We start from the raw sequence: 22,007 nt of genomic DNA, 5'->3' as shown, positions 1-22,007 counted from the left end.
GGTCGGCCGCCACCGCCCGTCGTAGGCTCGACGCGTGAAGGTCACCGTGCTGGTCGGCGGCGTGGGCGGCGCCCGGTTCCTCGTCGGCGTCCGTGCCGCGTACCCCGACGCCGAGATCACCGCCGTCGTCAACGTCGGCGACGACATCTGGCTCCACGGGCTGCGCATCTGCCCCGACCTCGACACCTGCATGTACACCCTCGGCGGGGGCATCGACCCCGACCGCGGGTGGGGGCACGCGGGGGAGACCTGGTCGGTGCGCGACGAGCTGGCCGCCTACGGCGCCGACCCCGACTGGTTCGGCCTCGGCGACAAGGACACCGCCACGCACCTCGTCCGGTCGCGGATGCTGCGGGCGGGCTACCCGCTCTCCGACGTCACCGCGGCGCTGTGCCACCGCTGGCAGCCCGGCGTCACCCTGCTGCCGGTCACCGACGACCGCGTCGAGACCCACGTCGTCGTCGACGACCCGACGAACGGCCCGAAGGCGCAGAAGGCGATCCACTTCCAGGAGTGGTGGATCCGGCACAAGGGCGAGCTGCCCGCGCGCCGGTTCGCCGCCATCGGGGCCGACGAGGCCACGATGCTGCCCGCCGCCCGCGAGGCGGTCACCGGCGCCGACGTGGTGCTGCTGGCGCCGTCGAACCCGGTCGTGAGCATCGGGGCGCTGCTGGAGGTCCCGGGCACCCGCGACGCGCTGCGCGCCACGGCGGCGAAGGTCGTCGGCGTCTCCCCGATCGTCGGCGGGCGCCCGCTGCGCGGCATGGCCGACCGCTGCCTCGCCGCGATCGGCGTCGACACCACCGCCGAGGCCGTCGGCCGGCACTACGGGGCCCGGTCCGCCGGCGGGATCCTCGACGGCTGGCTGGTCCACTCCGGCGAGACGGCCGACGTGCCCGGCGTCGAGGTCCGGTCGGTGCCGCTGCTGATGTCGGACCCCGACGCCACCGCCGCGATGGCGCGCGAGGCCGTGGGGCTCGCGGGTGCCTGAGCGAGCCGTCGCCGACCACGGCGCCCGCGACGCCGTCACCGTCCTGCCCGTCCGCGGCCTGCCCGAGTTCCGCCCCGGCGACGACCTGGGGGCCGCGCTCGCCGCGGCCGCGCCGTGGATCGTCGACGGCGACGTCGTGGTGGTCACCTCGAAGGTGTTCTCCAAGGTCGAGGGCCGGCTCGTCGCCGCCCCCACCGACCCGCAGGCGCGCGACGCCCTGCGCCGCGAGCTGATCGACGCCGAGACCGAGCGGGTGGTCGCCCGCCGCGGCCCCACCGCGATCGTGGTCGGCAAGCTGGGGATCGTGCAGGCCGCCGCCGGGATCGACGGGTCCAACGTGCGCCGCGACGAGCTCGCGCTGCTGCCCGCCGACCCCGACGCCAGCGCGGCGCGGCTGCGGGGGGAGCTGCGTGCGCGCCTCGGCGTCGACGTGGCCGTGGTCGTCACCGACACCCTCGGGCGGTCCTGGCGGATCGGGCAGACCGACGTCGCGATCGGGTCGGCCGGGATCGCGGTGCTGCACGGCTACGAGGGGCAGACCGACGAGCAGGGCAACGAGCTGCTCGTCACCCAGGTCGCGATCGCGGACGAGCTGGCCGCGGCCGCCGACCTCGTCAAGGGCAAGCTCGGCGGCCTGCCGGTGGCGGTGGTGCGCGGGCTGGCCCCGGTCGACGACGGGTCGACCGCGCGCGACCTGGTGCGCCCCGTGCACGAGGACATGTTCTGGCTGGGCGCGAACGAGGCGATCGCGCGCGGGCGCGGCGAGGCCGTGCTGCTGCGGCGCAGCACCCGCGACTTCGCCGACACCCCCGTCGACCTCGCGGCGGTGCGCCGCGCCGTCGGGGTCGCGCTGACGGCCCCGGCGCCGCACCACAGCAGCCCGTTCCGGTTCGGCGTGGTGCGGGAGCGGCGCACGGAGCTGCTCGACGCGATGGCCCGGCGGTGGCGCGAGCACCTCGTCGCCGACGGGCGCCCGGCCGAGGAGGTGGCGCGCCGCACCGCCCGCGGCGACCTGCTGCGCCGCGCCCCCGAGCTGCTGCTCGCCTTCCGCACCGGCGAGGGCATGCACACCTATCCCGACGACGCGCGGCGCCTGGGCGAGCGCACGATGTTCACCGTCGCGGGCGGGGCGGCGGTGCAGTCGCTGCTCGTGGCTCTGGCCGCGGAGGGGCTCGCGTCCTGCTGGGTCGGGTCCACGATCTTCGCCCCCGACGTCGTCCGCACCGTGCTCGACCTCCCGCCGGACTGGCAGCCCCTCGGCGCCGTCGCCGTCGGCCACCCGCCGGAGCCGCTGACGCCGCGCCCGGCCCGCGAGGGGGAGCTGGGGCAGTGGTAGCCGCCGCCACCGCCGCGGGCGAGCTGGGGGCCTGGGAGCCCGACGGGTCCGACCAGCGCGGCCTCAAGCACGCGGTGCTCGCCTTCCTCGCCGCCCGGCCCGACGCCTGCGAGCGCTCGTGCGAGCCCGGACACCTGACGGCGTCGGCGCTGCTCCTCGACGCTGCAGGCACGCACACCCTGCTGACGCTGCACCCGCGCGTGGGCAAGTGGATCCAGCTCGGCGGGCACTGCGAGCCCGGTGACGGCTCGCTGGTCGCCGCCGCCCTGCGCGAGGCCACCGAGGAGTCCGGGATCGGCGGGCTGGAGATCGACCCGGTCCCGCTGCACGTCGACGTGCACCCGATCACCTGCTCGCTGGGCGTGCCCACCCACCACCTCGACGTCCGCTTCCTGGTGCGGGCCCCGGCCGGTGCGGTCGAGCGGATCAGCGACGAGTCCGACGACCTGCGCTGGTGGCCGGTCGACGCGCTGCCCGACGACAGCCCGACCGTGCGGGAGATGGTGGCGGCGGCCCGCCGCCGCCTGGCCGGGGGTCAGCGCCAGAACAGCAGCTCCCCGTAGCCCGCCGCGGCGTAGCGGCCGTCGCCCCCGACGGCGTCGAAGACGGCGTAGGCGAGGTCGAAGAACACCGCGGCCACCCCGGGCACCCCGATGAGCAGGACGAACAGCGCCAGCGGGGCCCACGGGCGCACCCGCGAGGCCAGTCGGCGGGCCGGGGCGGACAGGTAGGGCTCCAGCACGCCGAACCCGTCGAGACCGGGGACGGGCAGGATGTTCAGGACGAACGCGAGCACCTGGATCAGGGCCAGGCAGGACAGCCCGACCGCGAGCCCGACGGGCATCGACACGGTGGCCACGGCGATGGTCAGTGCGGCGCCGAGCACCAGGTTCACCGCCGGCCCGGCGAGCGAGACGAGGCTGCGCGCGGCCCGGGAGCGGATCGCCCCGTGCTCGATCCACACCGCCCCGCCGGGCAGCGGGATGCCGCCGAGCAGCAGGAACACCACCGGCAGGCCGAAGGAGAGCACCGGGTCGGTGTACCGGCGGATGTCGAGGGTGAGGTAGCCCTTGTCGCGCACCGACCGGTCGCCGCCGCGCAGGGCGACCCAGGCGTGCCCGAACTCGTGCAGGCACAGCGACACCGCCCAGCCGCCTAGCACGAGGAGCACGATCCCGGCCGTCAGTAGGGCGGGTGTACCCGAAGTAGTGAGTACAGCACCACCCACAGTGACCACGAGTAACACCAGGAACCACGGACTGACTCGATTCGCCACACCACGCATCCGCTCATTGTGCTGAACGGGGGACCGATGGGGTGGACAACGTCACCCGGATGGCAGCTTCGGCTTGCCAACTACCAACCGACAGGGCTGTACTTACAGGGCTGTGATTCGCGGGGGCACGTGGATCGCGTGAGTGGTTTGCGGGGAGGTGGGCGAGTGAACGTCGTTGCAGGAGTCCTGGACGAGGGACCCTTCGAGTCCGGATCCGGGATCGTGGGCCTGCTGCCCGACCGCCTCTCCGGCCCCTTCACCGTCATCGACGGCGGGGGTGAGGAGGACCCGGAGTGGCAGGAGCGCGCGCTGTGCGCCCAGACCGACCCCGAGGCGTTCTTCCCGGAGAAGGGCGGCTCCACCCGCGAGGCCAAGCGCATCTGCGGGGGTTGCGACGTGCGCGCCGAGTGCCTGGACTACGCGCTGGCCCACGACGAGCGCTTCGGCATCTGGGGCGGGCTCTCGGAGCGGGAACGCCGCCGGCTGCGCCGCGGTGAGCTCGGCGCCGTCATCTGACCTCCCGGGTCAGGGAGCCCCGCCGTCGACGGCGTCGGGCTCGATGTTGAGGTACTCCGCCACCTGCTCCACGAGGACCTCGTGCAGCAGGTCGGCGAGCTCGGCCCCGCCCTTGGCGCGGGCCTCCAGCGGCCTGCGGTAGACCACGATCCGGGCCCGGGACGGGATGCCGTCGGGGTCGACGCCCGCGGGCACCAGCTGCGCGAGCGGCACGCCCGCGTCGGCGAGGGTGCCGGCGGCCCAGCTCACCTCGTCGGGCGCGGTGCGCTCGACCTCCGGCACCTCGTCGACGGCGAGGTCGAGGTCGGCCAGCTCCGAGCCCCAGCGCAGCTCGATCGGCTCCAGCGCCTCGAGCACCAGCGCGTCGAACTTCTCCGCTCGGGTGCGGGCGACCGGGGTGGTGGTGGGGTAGAGCAGTCCCCGCAGGCCCCGCCCCCTGCGGTCGCGACGCCGCGGGGAACGGCGCGCCGGGGACTGGCGCAGCGTGCGTCGCGCGGTGGTCATCGGTGAATCCTAGAGCGCGCCGCGGCCCCGCGCGTCGGAACGGGGATCGGCGTCGGCCACGCGCTACTGTCGTCGGCGTGCTGAGTGTGCGGCGGTGTTCGCGGACCGGGTGCACCGAGCTCGCGGTGGCCACTCTCACCTACGTCTATGCCGATTCCACGGCCGTCGTGGGCCCGCTGGCCACGCAGGCCGAGCCGCACTCCTACGACCTGTGCAACCGGCACGCCCACCGCCTCACCGCCCCCCGGGGCTGGGAGGTCGTGCGGTTCGAGGGCGAGTTCGCGCCGCCGCAGCACACCAGCGACGACCTGACGGCGCTCGCCGAGGCCGTGCGCGAGGCGGGCCGCGCGGACCGGCACGTCGAGGCCGCCCCGGCCACGGGCACCGGCCGCCGCGGGCACCTGCGGGTGCTGCCCGGCCCATCGGAGTCCTGAGCACCCGTCGATAGGGTTCCCTCCATGAGGGACCTCTCCGCCGTCATCAAGGCCTACGACATCCGCGGCGTCGTCGGCGACGGGATCGACGAGCCGACGGTCCGCTCCATCGGTGCCGCGCTGGCCCGCCTGCTGCGCTCGGAGGGCGCCGCGGCCGACGCGCCCACCGCCGTCGTGGTGGGCCACGACATGCGCGACTCCTCGCCCGGGCTGGTCGCGGCGTTCGCGGCCGGCGTCACCGGCCAGGGGCTCGACGTCGTGCACATCGGCCTGGCCAGCACCGACCAGCTCTACTTCGCCTCCGGCCGGCTCGGCCTGCCCGGCGCGATGTTCACCGCCAGCCACAACCCGGCGCGCTACAACGGCATCAAGCTCTGCCGCGCGGGCGCCACCCCGATCGGCCAGGACACCGGCCTGTCGACGATCCGCGCGGCCGTCGAGCAGGGCGTGCCGGACGGGCCGGGCGGCGGCACCGAGAGCCACCGCGACGTGCTGGCGGACTACGCGGCGTACCTGCGGGAGCTCGTCGACCTGTCCGGGTGCCGTCCGCTGCGGGTCGTCGTCGACGCCGGCAACGGGATGGGCGGGCACACCGTCCCCGCGGTGCTGGGCGCGCCGATCGACGTCGTGCCGCTCTACTTCGAGCTCGACGGCTCCTTCCCGAACCACGAGGCCAACCCGCTGGAGCCGGCCAACCTGGTCGACCTGCGCAAGGCCGTCGTCGCCGAGGGGGCCGACCTGGGCCTGGCCTTCGACGGCGACGCCGACCGCTGCTTCGTCGTCGACGAGCGGGGCGAGCCGGTGAGCCCCAGCGCGATCACCGCGCTGGTGGCGGTGCGGGCGCTGGCCGGCGCGCCGGGCGGCACCGTGATCCACAACTGCATCACGTCGCAGGCGGTCCCGGAGATCGTCGCCGAGCACGGCGGCACGCCGGTGCGCACCCGCGTCGGGCACTCGTTCATCAAGCAGACGATGGCGCAGACCGGGGCGGTGTTCGGCGGCGAGCACTCCGCGCACTACTACTTCCGGGACTTCTGGAAGGCCGACTCCGGGATGCTCGCCGCGCTGCACGTGCTGGCCGAGCTCGGGGCGTCCGGCGGCACCGCGTCGGAGCTGATGCGCGACTTCGAGCGGTACGCGGCGTCGGGCGAGGTCAACTCCACCGTCGCCGACGCGCCCGGGCGGATCGCGGCCGTGCGCGCGGCCTACGCCGGGGCCGAGTTCGACGAGCTCGACGGGCTCACCGTCCGTCTCGACGACCGGTCCTGGTTCAACCTGCGGTCGTCCAACACCGAGCCGCTGCTGCGCCTCAACGTCGAGGCGGCCGACGACGCGGCCGTCGCCCGGTTGCGCGACGAGGTGCTGGCGATCGTGCGGGCGTAGCCACCCGCGGTGAGGACGCCGGCACCCGGACGGATCCGGCGCCGGCCCCGCCGCACTGGCAGAGTCGACCACAGCACCACCCCAGGAGGAACCGTGACCGTCCGGCTCGACCCCCAGCTGCTCGACATCCTGGCCTGCCCGTCCGACGACCACGCGCCGCTGCGCGCGGGCACGCCGGCCGACCCGCAGGCCGACGTGCTGACGTGCACGGCGTGCGGCCGCGGCTTCCCGGTCGTCGACGGCATCCCGGTCCTGTTGCTGGAGGAGGCGTCCCCGCCGCTCCCGGCCGGGGAACGGCCGTAGTGCTCGACGACACGCTCCTGGCCGACCCCCGCGCGCTGGCCGCGCTCGACACCCGCGGCGTCCTGCGCTCCGCGGCGACGGCGGGCGCGCAGGTCCGCTCGGCCGCGCACGGCGTCCAGGAGGCCGGGATCGCCGAGCTGGGCGGCTCGCGCCCCCGGGCACTGGTGCTGGTGCGCCGGCCGGGGGCGTCCACCTCGGCGACGGCGCTGCTGACGGCCCTGCTCGGCCCGGCGTGCCCGGTGCCGGTGGTGGTGGCGGAGTCGGTGCCGAGCTGGATCGGCCCGCTCGACGTCGTGTTCGCCCACACCGACGACCCCACCGACGCCGACCTCGCCGACTCGGTGGCGCGCTCGGTCCGCCGCGGCGCCGAGGTCGTGCTGTCCGCGCCCGCCGACGGGCCGGTCGGCTCCGCCGGGGCGGGCCGGATGCGGCTGGTGGAGCCGCGGATCCCGGTGCCGCCGGGTCTGGACCTGCCGCGCGCGCTCGCCGTCGGGCTCGCCGTGCTGCGCGCGCTCGGGTTGCTCACCGCGCCGCTGGACCCCGCGATGGACGTGCTCGCCGACGTCCTGGACGCCGAGGCCGAGCGCGACCAGCCCGGCCACGAGCCGTTCATGAACCCGGCGAAGGCGCTCGCGCTGCGCCTGGCCGAGCACACCCCGCTGGTCTGGGGCACCGACCCGCTGGCGGTCGCGGTCGCCCGGCACGCGGCGTCGTCGCTGGCCACCCACGCCGGGGTCGTCGCGCACGGCGGCGACGTCGCCGAGGGCGTCGCGGCGTCGGCGCTGCTCGCCGCGCTCGACCGTGCGGCCGGGGCACGCGACGTCTTCCACGACCCGTTCGACGATCCCGCGCCCGGCGGCGAGGCCCCGCCGCCGAGGCTGGTGCTCGTGGCGACGGGGGAGGATGATCCGGGCCAGGCGGTGCTGCGCCGCACCGGACGGACGCTGCCCGACGGCGACCTCCTGCACCCCGTCGACGAGGTCGCCCGGGGGGTTCCGCACTCCGCGCTGCTGCGGGCCGCGCTGCTGGCGTCCCGCGTCGACATCGCCGCGGTGTACCTCGGGCTGGCCACCCGCACCATCGAGCCCGCCTGACCGACCGACAGGGAGTACCCGACCGCCGTGGAGCTGCTGGAGAACCCGGTCCGGCCCTACTCGTGGGGATCGCGCACCGTCATCGCCGACCTCCTCGGCGAGGAGGTGCCCTCGCCGCACCCGCAGGCCGAGCTGTGGCTGGGCGCGCACCCGGGCGCGCCGTCGCACCTGGTCGACGGGCACGGCAGCCGCACCTCCCTGCTCGACGCGATCACCGCCGATCCCCGCGGGCGGCTCGGCCCCGACCGCGCGGACCGGTGGGACGGGCGGCTGCCCTTCCTGTTCAAGGTCCTCGCCGCCGACGAGCCGCTGTCGCTGCAGGCGCACCCGAGCGCGGCGCAGGCGGCCGAGGGGTTCGCCCGCGAGGAGGCCGCCGGGCTCGACCGCGACGCCCCCGACCGCAACTACCGCGACGCCCAGCACAAGCCCGAGCTGGTCTGCGCGCTCACCGAGTTCCACGCGCTGATCGGGTTCCGGGAGCCGACGGCCACCGTCGAGCTGCTGCGCGACCTCGACGTCCCCGCGCTCGCCGGGCACGCCGAGCTGCTCGCCGCCCAGCCCGACCACCACGGCCTGCGCGCGCTGTTCACCACCTGGATCACCCTGCCGCAGTCCTCGCTCGACACCCTCGTCCCGGCCCTGCAGGAGGGGTGCGTGCGGCTCGCCGGGGGGTCCGAGCGGTTCAGCGCGGAGGCCCGCACCGTCCTGGAGCTGTCCGAGCGCTACCCCGGTGACGCCGGCGTGCTGGCCGCGCTGCTGCTGCGCCGCGTCACCCTCGCCCCCGGCGAGGCGCTGTACCTGCCGGCCGGCAACCTGCACGCCTACCTGTCCGGGGCCGCCGTCGAGCTGATGGCCAACTCCGACAACGTGCTGCGCGGCGGGCTCACCCCCAAGCACGTCGACGTGCCGGAGCTGCTGCGGGTGCTCGACTTCACCGCGCCCTCCGCGCCCGTGCTCCACGGCACGCCCGACGCCGGGTGGTGCCGCTACGACACCCCCGCCACCGAGTTCCTGCTGCGGCGCTGGGAGGGCGGCCCCGACGACGTCCGCGTGCCCGGCGACGGGCCGCGCATCCTGCTGTGCACCTCCGGGGCGGCCGCGGTCCGGAGCGGGGCCGCCGAGCTGGCCGTCAAGCGCGGGGCGTCGGTGTGGCTGGGGGCGTCCGACACCGACGTCACCGTGTCGGCGCGGGCCGAGGGCACCCAGCTGTTCCTGGCCGGCGACGGGCTCTGACCGCTTCGTCCGCACCCACCCTGATCAGCACTTTCGTCCGTTTCGGGGCCGGGTCCCGACCCGTCGCGGACCGCCCGCGCTCGGTAGGGTCGCCGCGGGCGGACGGTGGACCGGGGGAGTCGTGGCCGGACACGGTGGGGCCCGGACCCCGCACCCGCAGCCCACGAGGAGAGGAGGCGCCCGTCATGGCCGTGCGCGACCGGCAGACAGGCATCTTCCGCACCAAGTCGGTGGAGCAGTCCATCGCCGACACCGACGAGCCGGACACCCGGCTCCGCAAGGACCTGGGCACCGGGGACCTGATCGTCTTCGGGGTCGCCGTCGTGGTCGGGGCCGGTATCTTCACCCTCGCTGCGAGCACCGCGGGCGACGTCGCGGGGCCCTCGGTCTCGCTGGCGTTCGTGATCGCGGCGATCGCCTGCGGGCTCGCCGCGCTGTGCTACGCGGAGTTCGCCTCCACCGTCCCGGTCGCCGGGTCGGCCTACACGTTCTCCTACGCCACCTTCGGCGAGTTCGTCGCGTGGATCATCGGCTGGGACCTCGTGCTGGAGTTCGCCGTCGGCTCCGCGGTGGTGTCGAAGGGCTGGTCGGAGTACCTGGCCACGGTGTTCGCGCAGTTCGGCCTCGAGGTGTCCACGACGGTCCCGCTGGGCCCGCTGACGATGGACTGGGGCGCGCTGCTGCTCGTGGTCGTCCTCGCGACGCTGCTGGCGCTGGGCACCAAGCTCTCCAGCCGCGTCAGCCTGGTCTTCACCACGATCAAGGTCGCCATCGTGCTGCTGGTGATCGTCGTCGGCCTGATGTACGTGAACCCGGCGAACTACACGCCGTTCGTGCCGCCCGCGGCGTCGGGGGGCGAGGCCGAGAGCGGCCTCACCCAGTCGCTGCTGTCGCTGTTCGGCGGGGAGTCCGGCAGCGTCTACGGCATCTACGGGCTGCTCGCCGCGGCGTCGCTGGTGTTCTTCGCGTTCATCGGCTTCGACGTCGTCGCCACCACCGCGGAGGAGACGCGAGACCCCCAGAAGGCCCTGCCCCGCGGGATCCTGGGCTCGCTGGCGATCGTCACCGTGCTCTACGTCGCCGTCTCCCTGGTGCTCACCGGCATGGTGCCCTACACCGAGCTGCAGACCGCCGAGGACGGCACGGGCGCCACGCTGTCGACCGCCTTCGCCTCGCTGGGCGTCGACTGGGCGGCCACCGTCATCGCCGTCGGCGCGCTGGCCGGCCTCACGACCGTCGTCATGGTGCTGATGCTGGGCCAGATCCGGGTGCTGTTCGCGATGTCGCGCGACGGGCTGCTGCCCCGCGCGCTCTCGCGCACCGGGGAGCGCGGCACCCCGGCGCGCGCGACGCTGCTGGTGGGCGCCGTCGTCGCGGCGATCGCCACCTTCTTCCCGGCGGGCGACCTGGAGCAGATGGTCAACATCGGCACGCTGTTCGCGTTCGTGCTGGTCTCGATCGGGGTCGTCGTGCTGCGCCGCACCCGGCCCGACCTGCCGCGGGCGTTCCGGACCCCGCTGGTGCCGCTGGTGCCGGTCCTCGCCGTGCTGGCGTGCCTGTGGCTGATGCTGAACCTGTCGGTGGAGACGTGGCTGCGGTTCGTCGTGTGGATGGTGCTCGGCGTGGTCGTCTACGCCGTGTACGGCCGCCGGCACTCCCGTCTCGCCGCGCGATGAACATGTCTTGCCAGTTATATAGCTGACGAGATATGTTCGCCGGGTGACGTTCGAGGTGCTCGCCGAGCCGGCCCGCCGACGGATCCTGGACCTGCTCCGGGAGCGCCCGCGCCTGGTCGGGGAGCTGTCCGAGGCGCTCGGGCTGAGCCAGCCCGGCACCTCCAAGCACCTGCGGGTGCTGCGCGACGCGGGGCTGGTCCGCGTGCGTGCGGAGGCGCAGCGGCGCCGCTACGAGCTCGACCCGGCCCCGCTGGCCGAGATCGACGCCTGGCTCGCGCCCTACCGCCGCATGTGGGCCGACCGGTTCGACGCCCTGGAGCGCCACCTCGACACCGCCGCCGACGAGGAGACGCCATGAACCTGACCACCACCGACGGCCGCTCGGTCCTGCGCATGGAGCGCAGGTTGGCCCACCCGCCCGAGCGCGTCTGGCCCGCACTGGTCGAGACCGACCGCCTGGCCACCTGGTTCCCGAGCGGGGCGACGATCGAGCCTTGCGTCGGCGGCCGGGTCGCGTTCGGCTTCGGCGACGACGGTGTGGTGACCGACCTCGACCCGCCGCGGCTGGTCGCGTTCACCTGGGACACCGACCACCTGCGCTTCGAGCTGCGCCCGGACGGCGACGGTTCGGTGCTGCTGCTCACCCACACCTTCGACGACCGTGCGGGCGCCGCCAGCTTCGCCGCCGGCTGGCACACCTGCGTGCTAGAGCTCGATCTCCTGCTGGCCGGGCGGCCCGGGGCGGACCCGGGTGTCGACCACGACGCGCTGCACGAGCGCTACGTCGAGGAGCTGGGGCTGCTGGCCCCTGTCGTCACCGCGGACCGGGACGGCTGGGAGGTGACGGTCGAGCGCCAGCTCGTGCACCCCGCCGAGGTCGTCGAGCCGCTGCTGGCCGGCCTCGACGGGCGGTGGGAGCTCGTCGAGGGCACCGGCCACGGGGCCCGGCTGCGGCACGTCCGGAGCGGGACGGACGCGGGGGAGCGCGACCGCGCCGTGCGGGAGCTCCCCGCGGAGGTCACGGCGCTCGTCGGCAGGCTCGCCGCCCGCCCGTGATCACCGGTCGCGGTGCGGGGCGGCCACGGACGGCCGGATCGCACCGCAGACGGTGATCACCGCGGCGGGCCGGTGTCGAGCACCACGTCGGCCCGGGCGCGGGTGCCCTCGGCGGCGAACAACGCGTCCTCCTGGGTGGCCCAGCGCTCCCAGTGCGGGCGGTAGGTCTCGCCGTCGCGGGCGATGCCGCGGCGGTACCGCTCCGCCCGGGGCGCGTCGACCCACACCAGCAGCACCGCGTGCGCGGCGACCACCCGCGCCCCGCTGCCCGCCCCCTCGACGACGAGCACCGGCGGCCGCCCGACGTCGACCTCCGCCCCGGGTGCCGACCGCTCCCAGTCCCAGCGCCGGTAGGCGCCCGCCCGCCCGGCGCACAGCGGCGCGACCACCCGGTCGTGCAGCAGCGCCACGGCGGCGGCGAGCCCGTCCCAGCCGGGGTAGAGGTCGTCCAGGTGCAGGACGGTGGCGTCCAGGGCCGCGCCGAGGCGCCCCGCCAGCGTCGTCTTGCCCGACCCCGACGGCCCGTCGACGCAGACCAGCCGCGTCGCCCCGCACCGCGGCGGGGCCGCCCGCACCCGCGCGGCGAGCGTCGCGGGCAGGGAGGTCACGGCTCACCGTCGCACGCCCGCTCCCCGGTGCGGGAGGATCCCGGTCGTGCCCGAGCCGTGGTCCACCCGCCCCGAGACCCCCGCCGACGTCGCCGCCGTCCGCGAGATCGAGCTGGCGGCCTTCGACACCGCCGACGAGGCCGATCTCGTCGACGCCCTGCGCGCCGACCGCGCCTGGATCCCCGGCCTGTCGCTGCTCGCGGTGCACGCCGACGGCACGCCGGTCGGCCACGCCCTGCTGACCCGCTGCCACGTCGGCGAGGTCGCAGCGCTGTGCCTGGCCCCGTGCGCGGTGCTGCCGGCCTTCCAGCGGAGCGGGGCGGGTTCGGCGGCCGTCACCGCCGCGCTCGACGCCGCCCGCGACCGCGGCGAGCGGACCGTCGTCGTGCTCGGCCACCCCGCGTACTACCCGCGCTTCGGCTTCGGGCGGGCCTCCGCGCACGGCATCTCGCTGTCGGTCGAGGTGCCCGACGAGGCGCTCATGGCGCTGTCGCTCGACGGCGGCCCGCTGCCCGCAGGGCGGGTCCGCTACGCGGCCCCGTTCGGCATCTGATCAGGCCGGGTCGTGGCTGGTGGGCCCGGCCACCTGGTACCCGCCGAACTTCTCCCGCAGCGTCTTCTTCGAGAACTTGCCCACGCTGGTCTTGGGCACCTCGTCGATGAACTCGACGGCGTCGGGCAGCCACCACTTCGCCACCCGCGGGGTGAGGAACTCGATGATCTCCTCGGCGGTGACCGACTCCCCGGGCGCGACGACGACGCAGGCCAGCGGGCGCTCCACCCACTTCTCGCTGGGGATCGCGATGACCGCGGCCTCGGCCACCTTCGGGTGGGCCATGATCTCGTTCTCCAGCTCGACGGAGCCGATCCACTCGCCGCCGGACTTGATCAGGTCCTTGGTGCGGTCGACGAGGCGGACGAAGCCGTAGCGGTCGCCGGTGCCGACGTCGCCGGTGCGCAGCCAGCCGTCGTCGGTGAACTGCGCGCCGCCGCCCTCGCCGCGGTAGTACTCGCTCGCGATCCACGGGCCCGCGGCCTGGATCTCGCCGGTGGCGACGTCGTCCCAGGGCTGCACCTCGCCGGAGTCCGGGTCGACCAGCCGGATGTCGACGAACGGTGCGGGCTGGCCCTGCCGCGCGCGGATGTCGGCCCGCTCGTCCTCGGTGAGCGCGTCGTGGTGGCTGCGCGGGGTGGCCATCGTGGCGATCGGGCTGGTCTCGGTCATGCCCCAGGCCTGGGTGATCGGGATGCCGACCTTCTCGCGGTAGGCCTCCGAGAGCGACCGCGGCACCGCCGAGCCGCCGCAGAGGATCTGCCGCAGCGCCGACAGGTCGCGCCCCTCGGCCAGCGGCAGCATCCCCATCCAGATGGTGGGGACACCTCCGGTGATCGTGACGCGGTGGCGCTCCAGCATGTCCACGATCGCCTGCGGGGTCATGTTCGGGCCGGGAAACACCATCGTCGCGCCGGCCAGCAGGCAGCCGTAGGGCAGGCCCCAGGCGTTGGCGTGGAACATCGGGACGACCGGCAGCACGACGTCGCGCTCGGACAGGCCGAACGCGTCGGCGGTCAGCGTGATCAGGGAGTGCAGCACCGCCGAGCGGTGGCTGTAGACCACGCCCTTGGGGTTGCCCGTGGTGCCGGAGGTGTAGCACATGGCCGCGGCGGTGTTCTCGTCCTCGACGACGAACCGCCCCTCGTGGGGGGAGGCGGCGGCGAGCAGCTCCTCGTAGTCGAGCCAGCCGTCGGGGATCGGGGCGTCGGCGCCGTCGTCGACGACGACGTAGGTGCGTACCGTCGTCAGCTTGTCGGCCAGCGGCGCGAGCAGCGGGATCAGCGAGCGGTCGACGAAGACGACCTCGTCCTCGGCGTGGTTCGCGATGTAGACCAGCTGCTCGGGGAAGAGCCGGATGTTGAGCGTGTGCAGCACCCGTCCGGTGCACGGCGCGGCCAGGTACAGCTCCAGGTGCCGCCCGGTGTTCCAGCAGAAGGTGGCCACGCGGCCGTCGGCCGACACCCCGAGCGTGTCGAGGACGGTCGCGAGCCGGCGCACCCGCGCCGCCCACTCCGCGACGGTGGTGGACGTCGCCTCCCCGCCCGCCCCCGCCGTGACGATCTCCTTGTGCCCGAAGAACTGTTCGGCCCGGTGGAACACGTGCGGAAGGGTGAGCGGGCGATCCTGCATGAGGCCGAGCATGGGTACTCCCGGGCTGCGCGATGTGAACCAGGTCTCGCGCGAACCTACCGGGACGCCCGGGTGTTGACCATGCGCCACCGGGGCTCCGGCCCGTTAGGCTCGACCGTCGTGACACCCGTCCCTGCCGCCGCGGTGTGCCTCGACGTGGGCTCGACGTGGACGAAGGCCGTGCTCGTCCATCCCGACGGCGGGCTGGGCGGCTTCGCCGAGCACCCGACCACCACCGCAGATGTCCTGGCGGGCATGGACGCGACGGTCCGCGCGGTCACCGCCGTCGGCGGATCGGCCGGCGAGCCCACGCTGCTGGCCTGCTCCTCGGCGGGCGGCGGGCTCCGGCTGGCCGTCGTCGGGTCCGAACGGCTCCCGGCCACCGAGGCGGGGCACCGTGTCGCCGTCTCGGCGGGGGCGCACGTCGTCCACGTGCACGCGGGGCCCCTCGAACCGGCCGACGTCCGCGCGCTGCGCAACGCCCGGCCCGGGGTGGTGCTGCTGCTCGGCGGCTCCGACGGGGACGATCCCGCCCCGCTGCTGCACAACGCCGCCCGCCTGGCCCGGGCCCGGATCCGCCCGCCGATCCTGCTCGCGGGCAACGCCGACGGTCGTGAGGAGGCGCTCGCCATCCTGCTGGCCACCGGGCGCACCGTCGTGAGCTGTGAGAACGTGCTGCCCCGGCTCGGGGAGGTGGAACCGGGCCCGGCCCGGGCCGCGCTCGTCGCCCTGTACCAGCGCCACGCCATCGGCGGCCGCGGCCCGGCCGTCGCCCCCCGCTTCCGGCGCCTCGTCCGGGTCGTCACCCCCGACGCCGTCGGCCGGGGCACCGCGGAGCTTGCCCGGATCCGCGACGGCCGGGTGCTGCTCGTCGACGTCGGGTGCGCCACCACCGACGTCCACTCCGCGGGTGGCACCGGCGACCCGGTGCGCACCGTCGAGGGCGATCTCGGTGTCCGGGCGGCGGCCGGGGGCGTACTCCTGGAGGGGCAGGCCGAGGGCGTCGTCGACCCGGTGGAGGCCGACCTGCTCGCCCCCACCGTCGCGCGCATGGCCAGCGAGGTCGGCTACGTGCCGAGCAATGCGGGCAGCGCGGCGGAGGACCGCAGGATCGCCGCGCTCGCCGCCGTCATCGCGGTGCGACGGCACCTGCGAGCCGTCGAGCCCGGGGGCGGGATCGGGCTGGTCGTGCTGACCGGCGGGGTGTTCCGGCAGCGCGGGCGGGCCAACGGGCTGGCCTCGGTGATCGCCACCCTGCGTGCCGACCCGGTGCTCGCGTCCGTGCTGGCCGACGTCGAGGTGGTGGTGGACGCCGACTTCACCGTCGCCCCGGCCGGGCTGCTCGCCACCCACGGCCGCACAGACGCCGCGGAGTCCCTGCTGCGCGACCACCTGCTGGGGTAGCGCCGCACACGATGGGGCGATCCCGTGCCGTTCGCCCACGGCCGTACGCCGTGCCGACTTCACCTACCTGAACGGACGTCGCACGAGCAGCTCGTTCAACCGTCCGACGACCGGGTCGTACGTCCCGCACGGCAGCGTCGCCGCTCGCTCGGGTCAATCGTTCGAGGTCGAGGCGACCTTGGCATCAGCAGACGGCAGGATCTACACGAGTGTCACGAACATCTGCCGTGTGCCCTGACCGGGCTGCCGAGGAGCGCCGCATGGACCCGAAGGGATCCCCGACGGCTGCGACCGCTGCGCTGGACGGCTTCCCGCCCGGCGCGCGGGTGCTGTTCGAGGAGACCTCGGGAGATGCGGGGGTGGTGCTCGTCGACACCGGCTCGGCCGGCACCCCGTATCCGTACGAGGTGGTGTGCGAGCGACGTGACGGACGCTGGGTCGAGGTCGCCGGTGCGAACGGGCCGGGGTGGCGGGAACCCGCCGGTCGCGGGCTCGTCACCTTCTGGGGTGAGGTCGGTACTCGGGAGGACCCTGTCGCCGTCGAGTACGCGGGCCGCACGATGCGGCCTGCTGTCGCGGACGGATACTTCTTCGCCGTCTTCTGGGACGTCCCGGAGCCCGGCCCGACCTGGCCGCGGATCGCCGGAGAGGCGGCGGGCTGACCCGCCCTGCAGCGGGTGTGGCGGGGAGCACTCCGGTCGGGTTGACACCGCCGCACGGCCTCGCCACCCTGGACGGGCACTGGCAATGCCGATCCCCGAGAGGCGCTGCGACGGACCTGTGGTCCGCCACGCTCGGGGAGTCCGGGCCATCGTGTTAAGGGCGCCTCCGATCCGGAGGCTGTTCCCGTGCCGCTCATCCCCGCCGGGCAGTCGACCGTTCCTGCCCTGATCTGCCCCATGGAAGGCGTAGCACCCGCATGACCACCGTCACCCCCACCGGCGCCAGCCGGCTGCAGAACCGCAACGGCATCGACTTCGCCGTCGCCGACCTCGCGCTGCACGAGTTCGGCCGCAAGGAGATCCGTCTCGCCGAGAACGAGATGCCCGGCCTGATGGAGCTGCGTACCGAGTACGCCGAGGCGCGCCCGCTGCACGGCGCCCGGATCGTCGGCTCGCTGCACATGACCGTGCAGACCGCCGTGCTCATCGAGACCCTGGTCAGCCTCGGCGCCGAGGTCCGCTGGGTCTCCTGCAACATCTTCTCCACGCAGGACCACGCCGCCGCGGCCACCGTCGTCGGCCCGCACGGCACCCCGGAGGAGCCCAAGGGCGTCCCCGTCTTCGCCTGGAAGGGCGAGACGCTGGAGGACTACTGGTGGTGCACCGAGCAGCTGTTCCTGTTCCGTGACGCCGACGGGAACGTCGTCGGCCCGAACATGATCCTCGACGACGGCGGCGACGCCACCCTGCTGATCCACAAGGGCGTCGAGTACGAGAAGACCGGCGTCGTGCCCACGGTCGACGACGACGACCTGACCGTCTCCGACGAGTACCGGATCATCCTCGACACCCTGCGCCGCTCGCTGGCCGACGACCCGCAGCGCTGGACCACGGTCGCCTCCGACATCCGCGGCGTCACCGAGGAGACCACCACCGGCGTGCACCGGCTCTACCAGCTGGCCGAGCGCGGCGAGCTGCTGTTCCCGGCGATCAACGTCAACGACTCGGTCACCAAGAGCAAGTTCGACAACGTCTACGGCATCCGCCACTCGCTCGTCGACGGCCTCAACCGCGCCACCGACGTCCTCATCGGCGGCAAGGTGGCGCTGGTCTGCGGCTTCGGCGACGTGGGCAAGGGCTCGGCGGCCGCGCTGGCCGGCCAGGGCGCGCGCGTCATCGTCTCGGAGGTCGACCCGATCTGCGCGCTGCAGGCGCTGCTGCAGGGCTTCCAGGTCGCCACGCTGGACTCGGTCATCGAGAAGGCCGACATCGTCGTCACGACCACGGGCAACAAGGACATCATCACCACCGAGGCGATGTCCCGGATGAAGCACCAGGCGATCGTCGCCAACGTGGGTCACTTCGACAACGAGATCGACGTCGCGGGCCTGGGCCGGATCCCCGGCATCATCAAGATCAACATCAAGCCGCAGGTCGACGAGTGGGTGTTCCCGGACGGGCACTCGATCATCCTGCTGTCCGAGGGCCGGCTGATGAACCTGGGCAACGCCACGGGTCACCCGTCGTTCGTGATGAGCAACAGCTTCGCGAACCAGGTCATCGCGCAGGTTGAGCTGTTCACCAAGCACGAGGAGTACAACAAGGACGTCTACCGCCTGCCCAAGCACCTGGACGAGAAGGTCGCGAAGATCCACGTCCTGGCGCTGGGCGGCGAGCTGACGAAGCTGACGAAGGACCAGGCCGAGTACATAGGCGTGGACGTCGAGGGCCCGTTCAAGCCGGAGCACTACCGGTACTGAGCCCGCACACACCTCGCGGGGCCCGCACACGGGTACGGACCTGTGTGCGGGCCCCGCGGCCTGTGTGCGAGCCGGTCCGGGGGCGGCGGCCTAGGCTGGTGGGGTGTTCCCGCGCGGTGACGGTGACGGCTGGGTCCGGTGCGGGCAGGGGCACACCCACTGGGGCCTGTTCGGCGCCGCGGGCCTGCTGCTGTGGCACGACGACCACGTGCTGCTCCAGCACCGCGCCCTGTGGAGCCACCACGGCGGCACGTGGGGCATCCTCGGCGGCGCCCGCAACCGCGGCGAGAGCGCCGAGGCGGCCGCGTTGCGCGAGGCGGGCGAGGAGGCGGGCGTCGACCCCGCCGACGTCGTGACCACCGCCGGTCACGTCGACGACCACGGCGGCTGGAGCTACACCACGGTCATCGGGCGGGTCGCGACGCCGCTGCACCTCACCGCGCTCACCGCGGAGACGATCGAGGTGCGCTGGGTCCCCGCCGACGACCTCGGCGCGCTGTCCCTGCACCCCGGTTTCGCCGCGAGCTGGGCGGCGGTGCGTGCGGCCGGGCCGCCCGCGCGGGCCTGACGGCCGCCGCGAGGTAGCGTCCCGGGCGTGTTCGAGGGGTTCGAGACGATCGACCGGGTGATCGACGGGGTGCCGGTGCACGCGGTGCGCGGTGGCGACGGGCCGCCGGTGCTGCTGTTGCACGGCTTCCCCCAGACGCACGCGATGTGGCACGGCGTCGCGCCCGGCCTCGCCGCCGACCACACCGTCGTCGCGGCCGACCTGCGCGGCTACGGCGACTCCGGACGCCCGCCGTCGGGGGACCGCCACACCGGCTACACGTTCCGGGCGATGGCGGCCGACCAGGTCGGGCTGATGCGCGCGCTGGGGTACGAGGAGTTCGCGGTCGTCGGGCACGACCGCGGCGCCCGCGTGACGCACCGGATGGCGCTCGACCACCCCGCCGTCGTCACCCGCGCCGCGGTGCTCGACATCCTCCCGACGCTGCACGTCTACGACCACGTCGACCAGGCCCTGGCCACGGCGTACTACCACTGGTTCTTCTTCATCCAGCCCGCCGACCTGCCCGAACGCATGATCGCCGCCGACCCCGTCGGCTACCTGCACTCCCTGCTCGGCGGCTGGGGATCGGGCCTGGACGCGTTCGCGCCCGAGGCTCTCGCGGAGTACGAGCGCTGCTTCTCCGACGACGGCGCCCGCCACGCGATGCTGGAGGACTACCGCGCGGGCGCGTCGACCGACCTGGAGCACGACCGGGCCGACCTGCACCGCCGCGTCGCCGTGCCGCTGCTCGCCCTGTGGGGCGCCCGCAGCGTGGTCGGGGCGAGCCCGGCCGGGCCGCTGGAGGTGTGGCGCGAGCGCGGGGACGACGTCCGCGGCGGCACCGTCGACGCCGGCCACTTCCTCGCCGAGGAGCGCCCGGAGGAGACCCTCGCCGCCCTTCGCACGTTCCTGTCCGAGGCCCCGTAGGCCCGACCGCGGGGTGGGTGGACGGCAGGTGAACGCGAGGCGAGCCCGCGGCTATTGACAGGCAAAGGTAGGGTCGGTCGTCGTGGTGGGCGACACGGCGCGCTGGCGATGGCCCGAGGTCAGGGTCGTGGCCGTCGGCGCCCTGCTGGCGCTGGTCGCCGCGGCCGTCGTCACCGCGGTCGCGCAGGTGTACGCCAACCTCGAGGGCGTGCCGTTCGCCGACCTGAGCCGCGATGCCGCCGCGGTGCTGGAGGGCCCGAACTACACCGGCGCCTACGCCATGTTCACGGTGCTGCTCTGGGCGTCCTCGGCCGCCGTGGCGCTGTTCTGCGCGCTGGTGATGCGCCGGTCGGGCGACCGGGCCGCGTTCCGGTACCTGCTGTTCGGCGGCCTGATCACCGCGTTCATGGTCCTGGACGACGCCTTCCTGCTGCACGAGACCATCGGGCTGATCCTCGGCGAGCGCGAGGAGATCTTCTTCGTCGCCTACGGGCTGGCGACCGTCGCCTTCGCCTGGCTCCACCGGCGCCGCCTCGGCCCGGGCCTGCTGCTGCTCGCCGCGGCCTTCGGCTGCTGGCTCTCCTCGGCCGCTCTCGACATCGTGCTCAGCACCGGCGCCCCGTTCATCGTCGAGGACGGGCTCAAGCTGGCCGGGGTCGCGCTGTGGGCCTACCTGATGGTCCGGATCTCGATGACCGAGCTCCGCCGCCTGATCCGGGTGCAGGAGCCCGACGCCGCCGCGGGGGCGTCGGCCGAGGTCGCGTCCGCCGAGCCGGCGACGGCCCGGCACGCCCAGGCTCCCCCCGGCGCCCCGCTCCCGCCCGGCACCCCGCCTCCACCCGGCACCCACCCTCCGGTCGGCACCCGGCCGCCCCCCGGCACCCGGCCCCCGCCGGGGCCGCGCCCGCCGCAGATGCCGCAGCACCTGCCCCCGCAGCCCGTGGGCCCCCGGACGCAGCACACCCCCCGTCCGCCGGGGCTGCAGCCCTCCGGTGCGCACCCGCACGGTGCGGGGCCGCCCCGGCCGCACCCTCCCGCCGCCCGGCCCCCGTCGGCGCCGGGTCCCCCGTCCGGTCGGTACCCGGCCCCGGCCGCCGCCCGGCCGCCGGTCGACGACGCGACCCGCCCCGTCCCGACCCGCCGGCAGGCCCCCCAGCAGCCCGCCCCTCCACAGCCCGCCCCCCAGCCGGGCGTTCCCGACGACGCCACCCGGCCCGTCGGCGTCGTCCCGCCGCGCCGGTCCGGCGACGACGAGGCCCGCACCGCGGAGCCCCGGCGGGAGCACGACCCCACCAGGCAGTAGGCACTACAGTTCCGCGCCGTGGGCCGGATGATCGTCGTCGAAGGGGTGGACGGGGCGGGGAAGCGCACGCTGGCCGACCGGCTCGTGACCGCGCTGGCCGACCGCGGTGCCCGGACCCACGCCGTCGCCTTCCCGCGCTACGACGACGACGTGCACGCCGAGCTGGTCCGCGACGCCCTCTACGGCCGCCTGGGCGACCTCACCGACTCGGTGCACGGGATGGCGGTGCTGTACGCGCTGGACCGCCGCGCCGCCGCCGACGGCCTGCGGGCCGCGCTGGCGGAGCACGACGTCGTGCTGGTCGACCGGTACGTCGCCTCGGGGGCCGCCTACGGGGCCGCCCGCCTGCACCAGGACGCCGCGGGGGAGTTCGTCGAGTGGGTGCGGGCGCTGGAGTTCGACCGCTTCGGCGTCCCGGTGCCCGACCACCACCTGCTGCTGGCGGTGAGCCGCGAGGTCGCCGCCGGGCGGGCCGCCCACCGCGAACGCACCGAACCCGGCCGGGAACGCGACGTCTACGAGACCGACGACGGGCTGCAGGAGCGCACCGGCGCCGTCTACGCCGGGCTCGCGGCGGCCGGGTGGGTCGCGCCGTGGGTGGTGCTGGACGGCGCGGCCGACGTCGACGCGGCAGCGCTGGCCGACCGGCTGCTGGGCTGACCCGACCGGCCGCGGGGCGAGCCCGGCGGGCTGCGGGGCGAGCCCGACAGGCTGCGGGGCGAGCCCGGCCGCCGCGCACCTCGTCGCCCCGCGCGCACCCTCGACGGTGCGCGCAGGGCCGGGGGATGCGCGCGGGCCCGTCGCGA

At 75.0% G+C, this 22,007-nt stretch carries 24 protein-coding genes and 1 riboswitch; of the genes, 20 read left to right on the top strand and 4 right to left on the bottom strand.

Going from position 1 to position 22,007, the window contains the following annotated elements; translation table 11 throughout:
- Positions 1 to 34 precede the first annotated feature (34 nt).
- The 3 genes from cofD to PHY01_RS20900 are packed head-to-tail and all read left to right on the top strand — an operon-like array spanning position 35 to position 2,890.
- A complete protein-coding gene (gene cofD / locus PHY01_RS20910) occupies positions 35 to 991 on the top strand; it encodes a 2-phospho-L-lactate transferase (protein ID WP_141281002.1) in 957 nt (318 codons plus the stop codon).
- Complete coding sequence (locus PHY01_RS20905; protein ID WP_141281000.1) at positions 984 to 2,327, top strand: coenzyme F420-0:L-glutamate ligase; 1,344 nt, start codon at positions 984 to 986, stop codon at positions 2,325 to 2,327. The genes cofD and PHY01_RS20905 overlap by 8 nt, the downstream gene beginning before the upstream one ends.
- Positions 2,321 to 2,890, top strand: a complete 570-nt coding sequence (locus PHY01_RS20900) for an NUDIX hydrolase (RefSeq protein WP_141280998.1) — start codon at positions 2,321 to 2,323, stop codon at positions 2,888 to 2,890. The genes PHY01_RS20905 and PHY01_RS20900 overlap by 7 nt, the downstream gene beginning before the upstream one ends.
- Here PHY01_RS20900 and PHY01_RS20895 read toward each other — a convergent pair.
- On the bottom strand, positions 2,863 to 3,612 hold the full coding sequence (locus PHY01_RS20895) for a site-2 protease family protein (RefSeq protein ID WP_141280996.1): 750 nt from the start codon (positions 3,610 to 3,612) through the stop codon (positions 2,863 to 2,865). The two genes, PHY01_RS20900 and PHY01_RS20895, sit on opposite strands and share 28 nt — an antisense overlap.
- Before the next feature lie 255 nt (positions 3,613 to 3,867).
- Here PHY01_RS20895 and PHY01_RS20890 point away from each other — a divergent pair, with 255 nt between their 5' ends.
- On the top strand, positions 3,868 to 4,119 hold the full coding sequence (locus tag PHY01_RS20890) for a WhiB family transcriptional regulator (RefSeq protein ID WP_170183916.1): 252 nt from the start codon (positions 3,868 to 3,870) through the stop codon (positions 4,117 to 4,119).
- A 9-nt stretch (positions 4,120 to 4,128) separates the two neighbouring features.
- Here the strand turns inward: PHY01_RS20890 and PHY01_RS20885 are convergent, their stop codons facing one another.
- On the bottom strand, positions 4,129 to 4,623 hold the full coding sequence (locus PHY01_RS20885) for a metallopeptidase family protein (protein WP_141280994.1): 495 nt from the start codon (positions 4,621 to 4,623) through the stop codon (positions 4,129 to 4,131).
- 86 nt (positions 4,624 to 4,709) lie between these two features.
- Between PHY01_RS20885 and PHY01_RS20880 the strand changes: the two genes are divergently transcribed.
- The 8 genes from PHY01_RS20880 (at position 4,710) to PHY01_RS20845 (ending at position 11,802) form a co-directional block, all read left to right on the top strand.
- Positions 4,710 to 5,057, top strand: a complete 348-nt coding sequence (locus PHY01_RS20880) for a DUF3499 domain-containing protein (protein WP_141281135.1) — start codon at positions 4,710 to 4,712, stop codon at positions 5,055 to 5,057.
- A 24-nt stretch (positions 5,058 to 5,081) separates the two neighbouring features.
- Positions 5,082 to 6,440, top strand: a complete 1,359-nt coding sequence (locus PHY01_RS20875; RefSeq protein ID WP_141280992.1) for a phosphomannomutase/phosphoglucomutase — start codon at positions 5,082 to 5,084, stop codon at positions 6,438 to 6,440.
- 93 nt (positions 6,441 to 6,533) lie between these two features.
- Positions 6,534 to 6,743, top strand: coding sequence for a Trm112 family protein (locus tag PHY01_RS20870; RefSeq protein ID WP_141280990.1), 210 nt, complete (start codon positions 6,534 to 6,536; stop codon positions 6,741 to 6,743).
- Positions 6,743 to 7,837, top strand: coding sequence for an SIS domain-containing protein (locus PHY01_RS20865; protein ID WP_141280988.1), 1,095 nt, complete (start codon positions 6,743 to 6,745; stop codon positions 7,835 to 7,837). Before PHY01_RS20870 ends, PHY01_RS20865 begins: the two co-directional genes overlap by 1 nt.
- 27 nt (positions 7,838 to 7,864) lie before the next feature.
- Complete coding sequence (gene manA, locus PHY01_RS20860; RefSeq protein ID WP_141280986.1) at positions 7,865 to 9,070, top strand: mannose-6-phosphate isomerase, class I; 1,206 nt, start codon at positions 7,865 to 7,867, stop codon at positions 9,068 to 9,070.
- 185 nt (positions 9,071 to 9,255) lie between these two features.
- On the top strand, positions 9,256 to 10,746 hold the full coding sequence (locus PHY01_RS20855; protein WP_141280984.1) for an amino acid permease: 1,491 nt from the start codon (positions 9,256 to 9,258) through the stop codon (positions 10,744 to 10,746).
- A gap of 43 nt (positions 10,747 to 10,789) precedes the next feature.
- Positions 10,790 to 11,104: an ArsR/SmtB family transcription factor gene (locus tag PHY01_RS20850; protein WP_141280982.1), complete on the top strand. Its 315-nt coding sequence runs from the start codon at positions 10,790 to 10,792 to the stop codon at positions 11,102 to 11,104.
- Positions 11,101 to 11,802 (top strand): SRPBCC family protein, encoded by a 702-nt coding sequence (locus PHY01_RS20845; protein ID WP_141280980.1) that lies wholly within the window; start codon positions 11,101 to 11,103, stop codon positions 11,800 to 11,802. Before PHY01_RS20850 ends, PHY01_RS20845 begins: the two co-directional genes overlap by 4 nt.
- A 56-nt stretch (positions 11,803 to 11,858) precedes the next feature.
- Here PHY01_RS20845 and PHY01_RS20840 read toward each other — a convergent pair whose 3' ends face one another.
- Positions 11,859 to 12,410 carry a nucleoside/nucleotide kinase family protein gene (locus tag PHY01_RS20840; protein ID WP_141280978.1) on the bottom strand — a complete coding sequence of 184 codons (552 nt, stop codon included), beginning with the start codon at positions 12,408 to 12,410 and terminating at the stop codon, positions 11,859 to 11,861.
- A gap of 46 nt (positions 12,411 to 12,456) precedes the next feature.
- On the opposite strand from PHY01_RS20840, the gene PHY01_RS20835 reads away from it, so the two are divergent.
- Complete coding sequence (locus PHY01_RS20835; protein ID WP_141280976.1) at positions 12,457 to 12,963, top strand: GNAT family N-acetyltransferase; 507 nt, start codon at positions 12,457 to 12,459, stop codon at positions 12,961 to 12,963.
- On the opposite strand, the gene PHY01_RS20830 is transcribed toward PHY01_RS20835, so the two are convergent.
- Complete coding sequence (locus PHY01_RS20830) at positions 12,964 to 14,607, bottom strand: long-chain fatty acid--CoA ligase (protein ID WP_141280974.1); 1,644 nt, start codon at positions 14,605 to 14,607, stop codon at positions 12,964 to 12,966. It lies immediately after the preceding gene.
- 108 nt (positions 14,608 to 14,715) lie between these two features.
- Here PHY01_RS20830 and PHY01_RS20825 point away from each other — a divergent pair, with 108 nt between their 5' ends.
- The 7 genes from PHY01_RS20825 to PHY01_RS20795 all read left to right on the top strand — a co-directional run bounded on the left by PHY01_RS20825 (position 14,716) and on the right by PHY01_RS20795 (position 21,861).
- On the top strand, positions 14,716 to 15,999 hold the full coding sequence (locus PHY01_RS20825) for a glutamate mutase L (protein ID WP_246086038.1): 1,284 nt from the start codon (positions 14,716 to 14,718) through the stop codon (positions 15,997 to 15,999).
- A 260-nt stretch (positions 16,000 to 16,259) separates the two neighbouring features.
- Complete coding sequence (locus tag PHY01_RS20820; RefSeq protein WP_141280970.1) at positions 16,260 to 16,661, top strand: hypothetical protein; 402 nt, start codon at positions 16,260 to 16,262, stop codon at positions 16,659 to 16,661.
- Between the two features lie 91 nt (positions 16,662 to 16,752).
- Positions 16,753 to 16,834: riboswitch (S-adenosyl-L-homocysteine riboswitch) on the top strand.
- Between the two features lie 84 nt (positions 16,835 to 16,918).
- On the top strand, positions 16,919 to 18,421 hold the full coding sequence (ahcY, locus tag PHY01_RS20815) for an adenosylhomocysteinase (RefSeq protein ID WP_141280968.1): 1,503 nt from the start codon (positions 16,919 to 16,921) through the stop codon (positions 18,419 to 18,421).
- A gap of 103 nt (positions 18,422 to 18,524) precedes the next feature.
- Positions 18,525 to 18,989 (top strand): NUDIX hydrolase, encoded by a 465-nt coding sequence (locus tag PHY01_RS20810; RefSeq protein ID WP_141280966.1) that lies wholly within the window; start codon positions 18,525 to 18,527, stop codon positions 18,987 to 18,989.
- Between the two features lie 27 nt (positions 18,990 to 19,016).
- The gene (locus tag PHY01_RS20805) at positions 19,017 to 19,898 is read left to right on the top strand and encodes an alpha/beta fold hydrolase (RefSeq protein ID WP_141280964.1); all 882 of its coding nucleotides are present in this window, start codon (positions 19,017 to 19,019) and stop codon (positions 19,896 to 19,898) included.
- An 82-nt stretch (positions 19,899 to 19,980) separates the two neighbouring features.
- On the top strand, positions 19,981 to 21,201 hold the full coding sequence (locus tag PHY01_RS20800) for a DUF8692 domain-containing protein (protein WP_141280962.1): 1,221 nt from the start codon (positions 19,981 to 19,983) through the stop codon (positions 21,199 to 21,201).
- A gap of 18 nt (positions 21,202 to 21,219) precedes the next feature.
- Positions 21,220 to 21,861 (top strand): dTMP kinase, encoded by a 642-nt coding sequence (locus PHY01_RS20795; protein ID WP_141280960.1) that lies wholly within the window; start codon positions 21,220 to 21,222, stop codon positions 21,859 to 21,861.
- Positions 21,862 to 22,007 lie beyond the last annotated feature (146 nt).

The sequence above is a fragment of the Pseudonocardia hydrocarbonoxydans genome, from assembly GCF_006539565.1.
Classification (GTDB): Bacteria; Actinomycetota; Actinomycetes; order Mycobacteriales; family Pseudonocardiaceae; genus Pseudonocardia; species Pseudonocardia hydrocarbonoxydans.
This window is presented reverse-complemented; position numbering and strand designations above follow the sequence as displayed.

Bases quoted from the DNA above. Each gene is read 5' to 3' on its own strand.
- PHY01_RS20855 (WP_141280984.1), top strand. From the start codon at position 9,256: ATGGCCGTGCGCGACCGGCAGACAGGCATCTTCCGCACCAAGTCGGTG.
- PHY01_RS20845 (WP_141280980.1), top strand. From the start codon at position 11,101: ATGAACCTGACCACCACCGACGGCCGCTCGGTCCTGCGCATGGAGCGC.
- PHY01_RS20875 (WP_141280992.1), top strand. From the start codon at position 5,082: ATGAGGGACCTCTCCGCCGTCATCAAGGCCTACGACATCCGCGGCGTC.
- PHY01_RS20895 (WP_141280996.1), bottom strand. From the start codon at position 3,612: ATGCGTGGTGTGGCGAATCGAGTCAGTCCGTGGTTCCTGGTGTTACTC.
- PHY01_RS20830 (WP_141280974.1), bottom strand. From the start codon at position 14,607: ATGCTCGGCCTCATGCAGGATCGCCCGCTCACCCTTCCGCACGTGTTC.
- PHY01_RS20820 (WP_141280970.1), top strand. From the start codon at position 16,260: ATGGACCCGAAGGGATCCCCGACGGCTGCGACCGCTGCGCTGGACGGC.
- ahcY (WP_141280968.1), top strand. From the start codon at position 16,919: ATGACCACCGTCACCCCCACCGGCGCCAGCCGGCTGCAGAACCGCAAC.
- PHY01_RS20885 (WP_141280994.1), bottom strand. From the start codon at position 4,623: ATGACCACCGCGCGACGCACGCTGCGCCAGTCCCCGGCGCGCCGTTCC.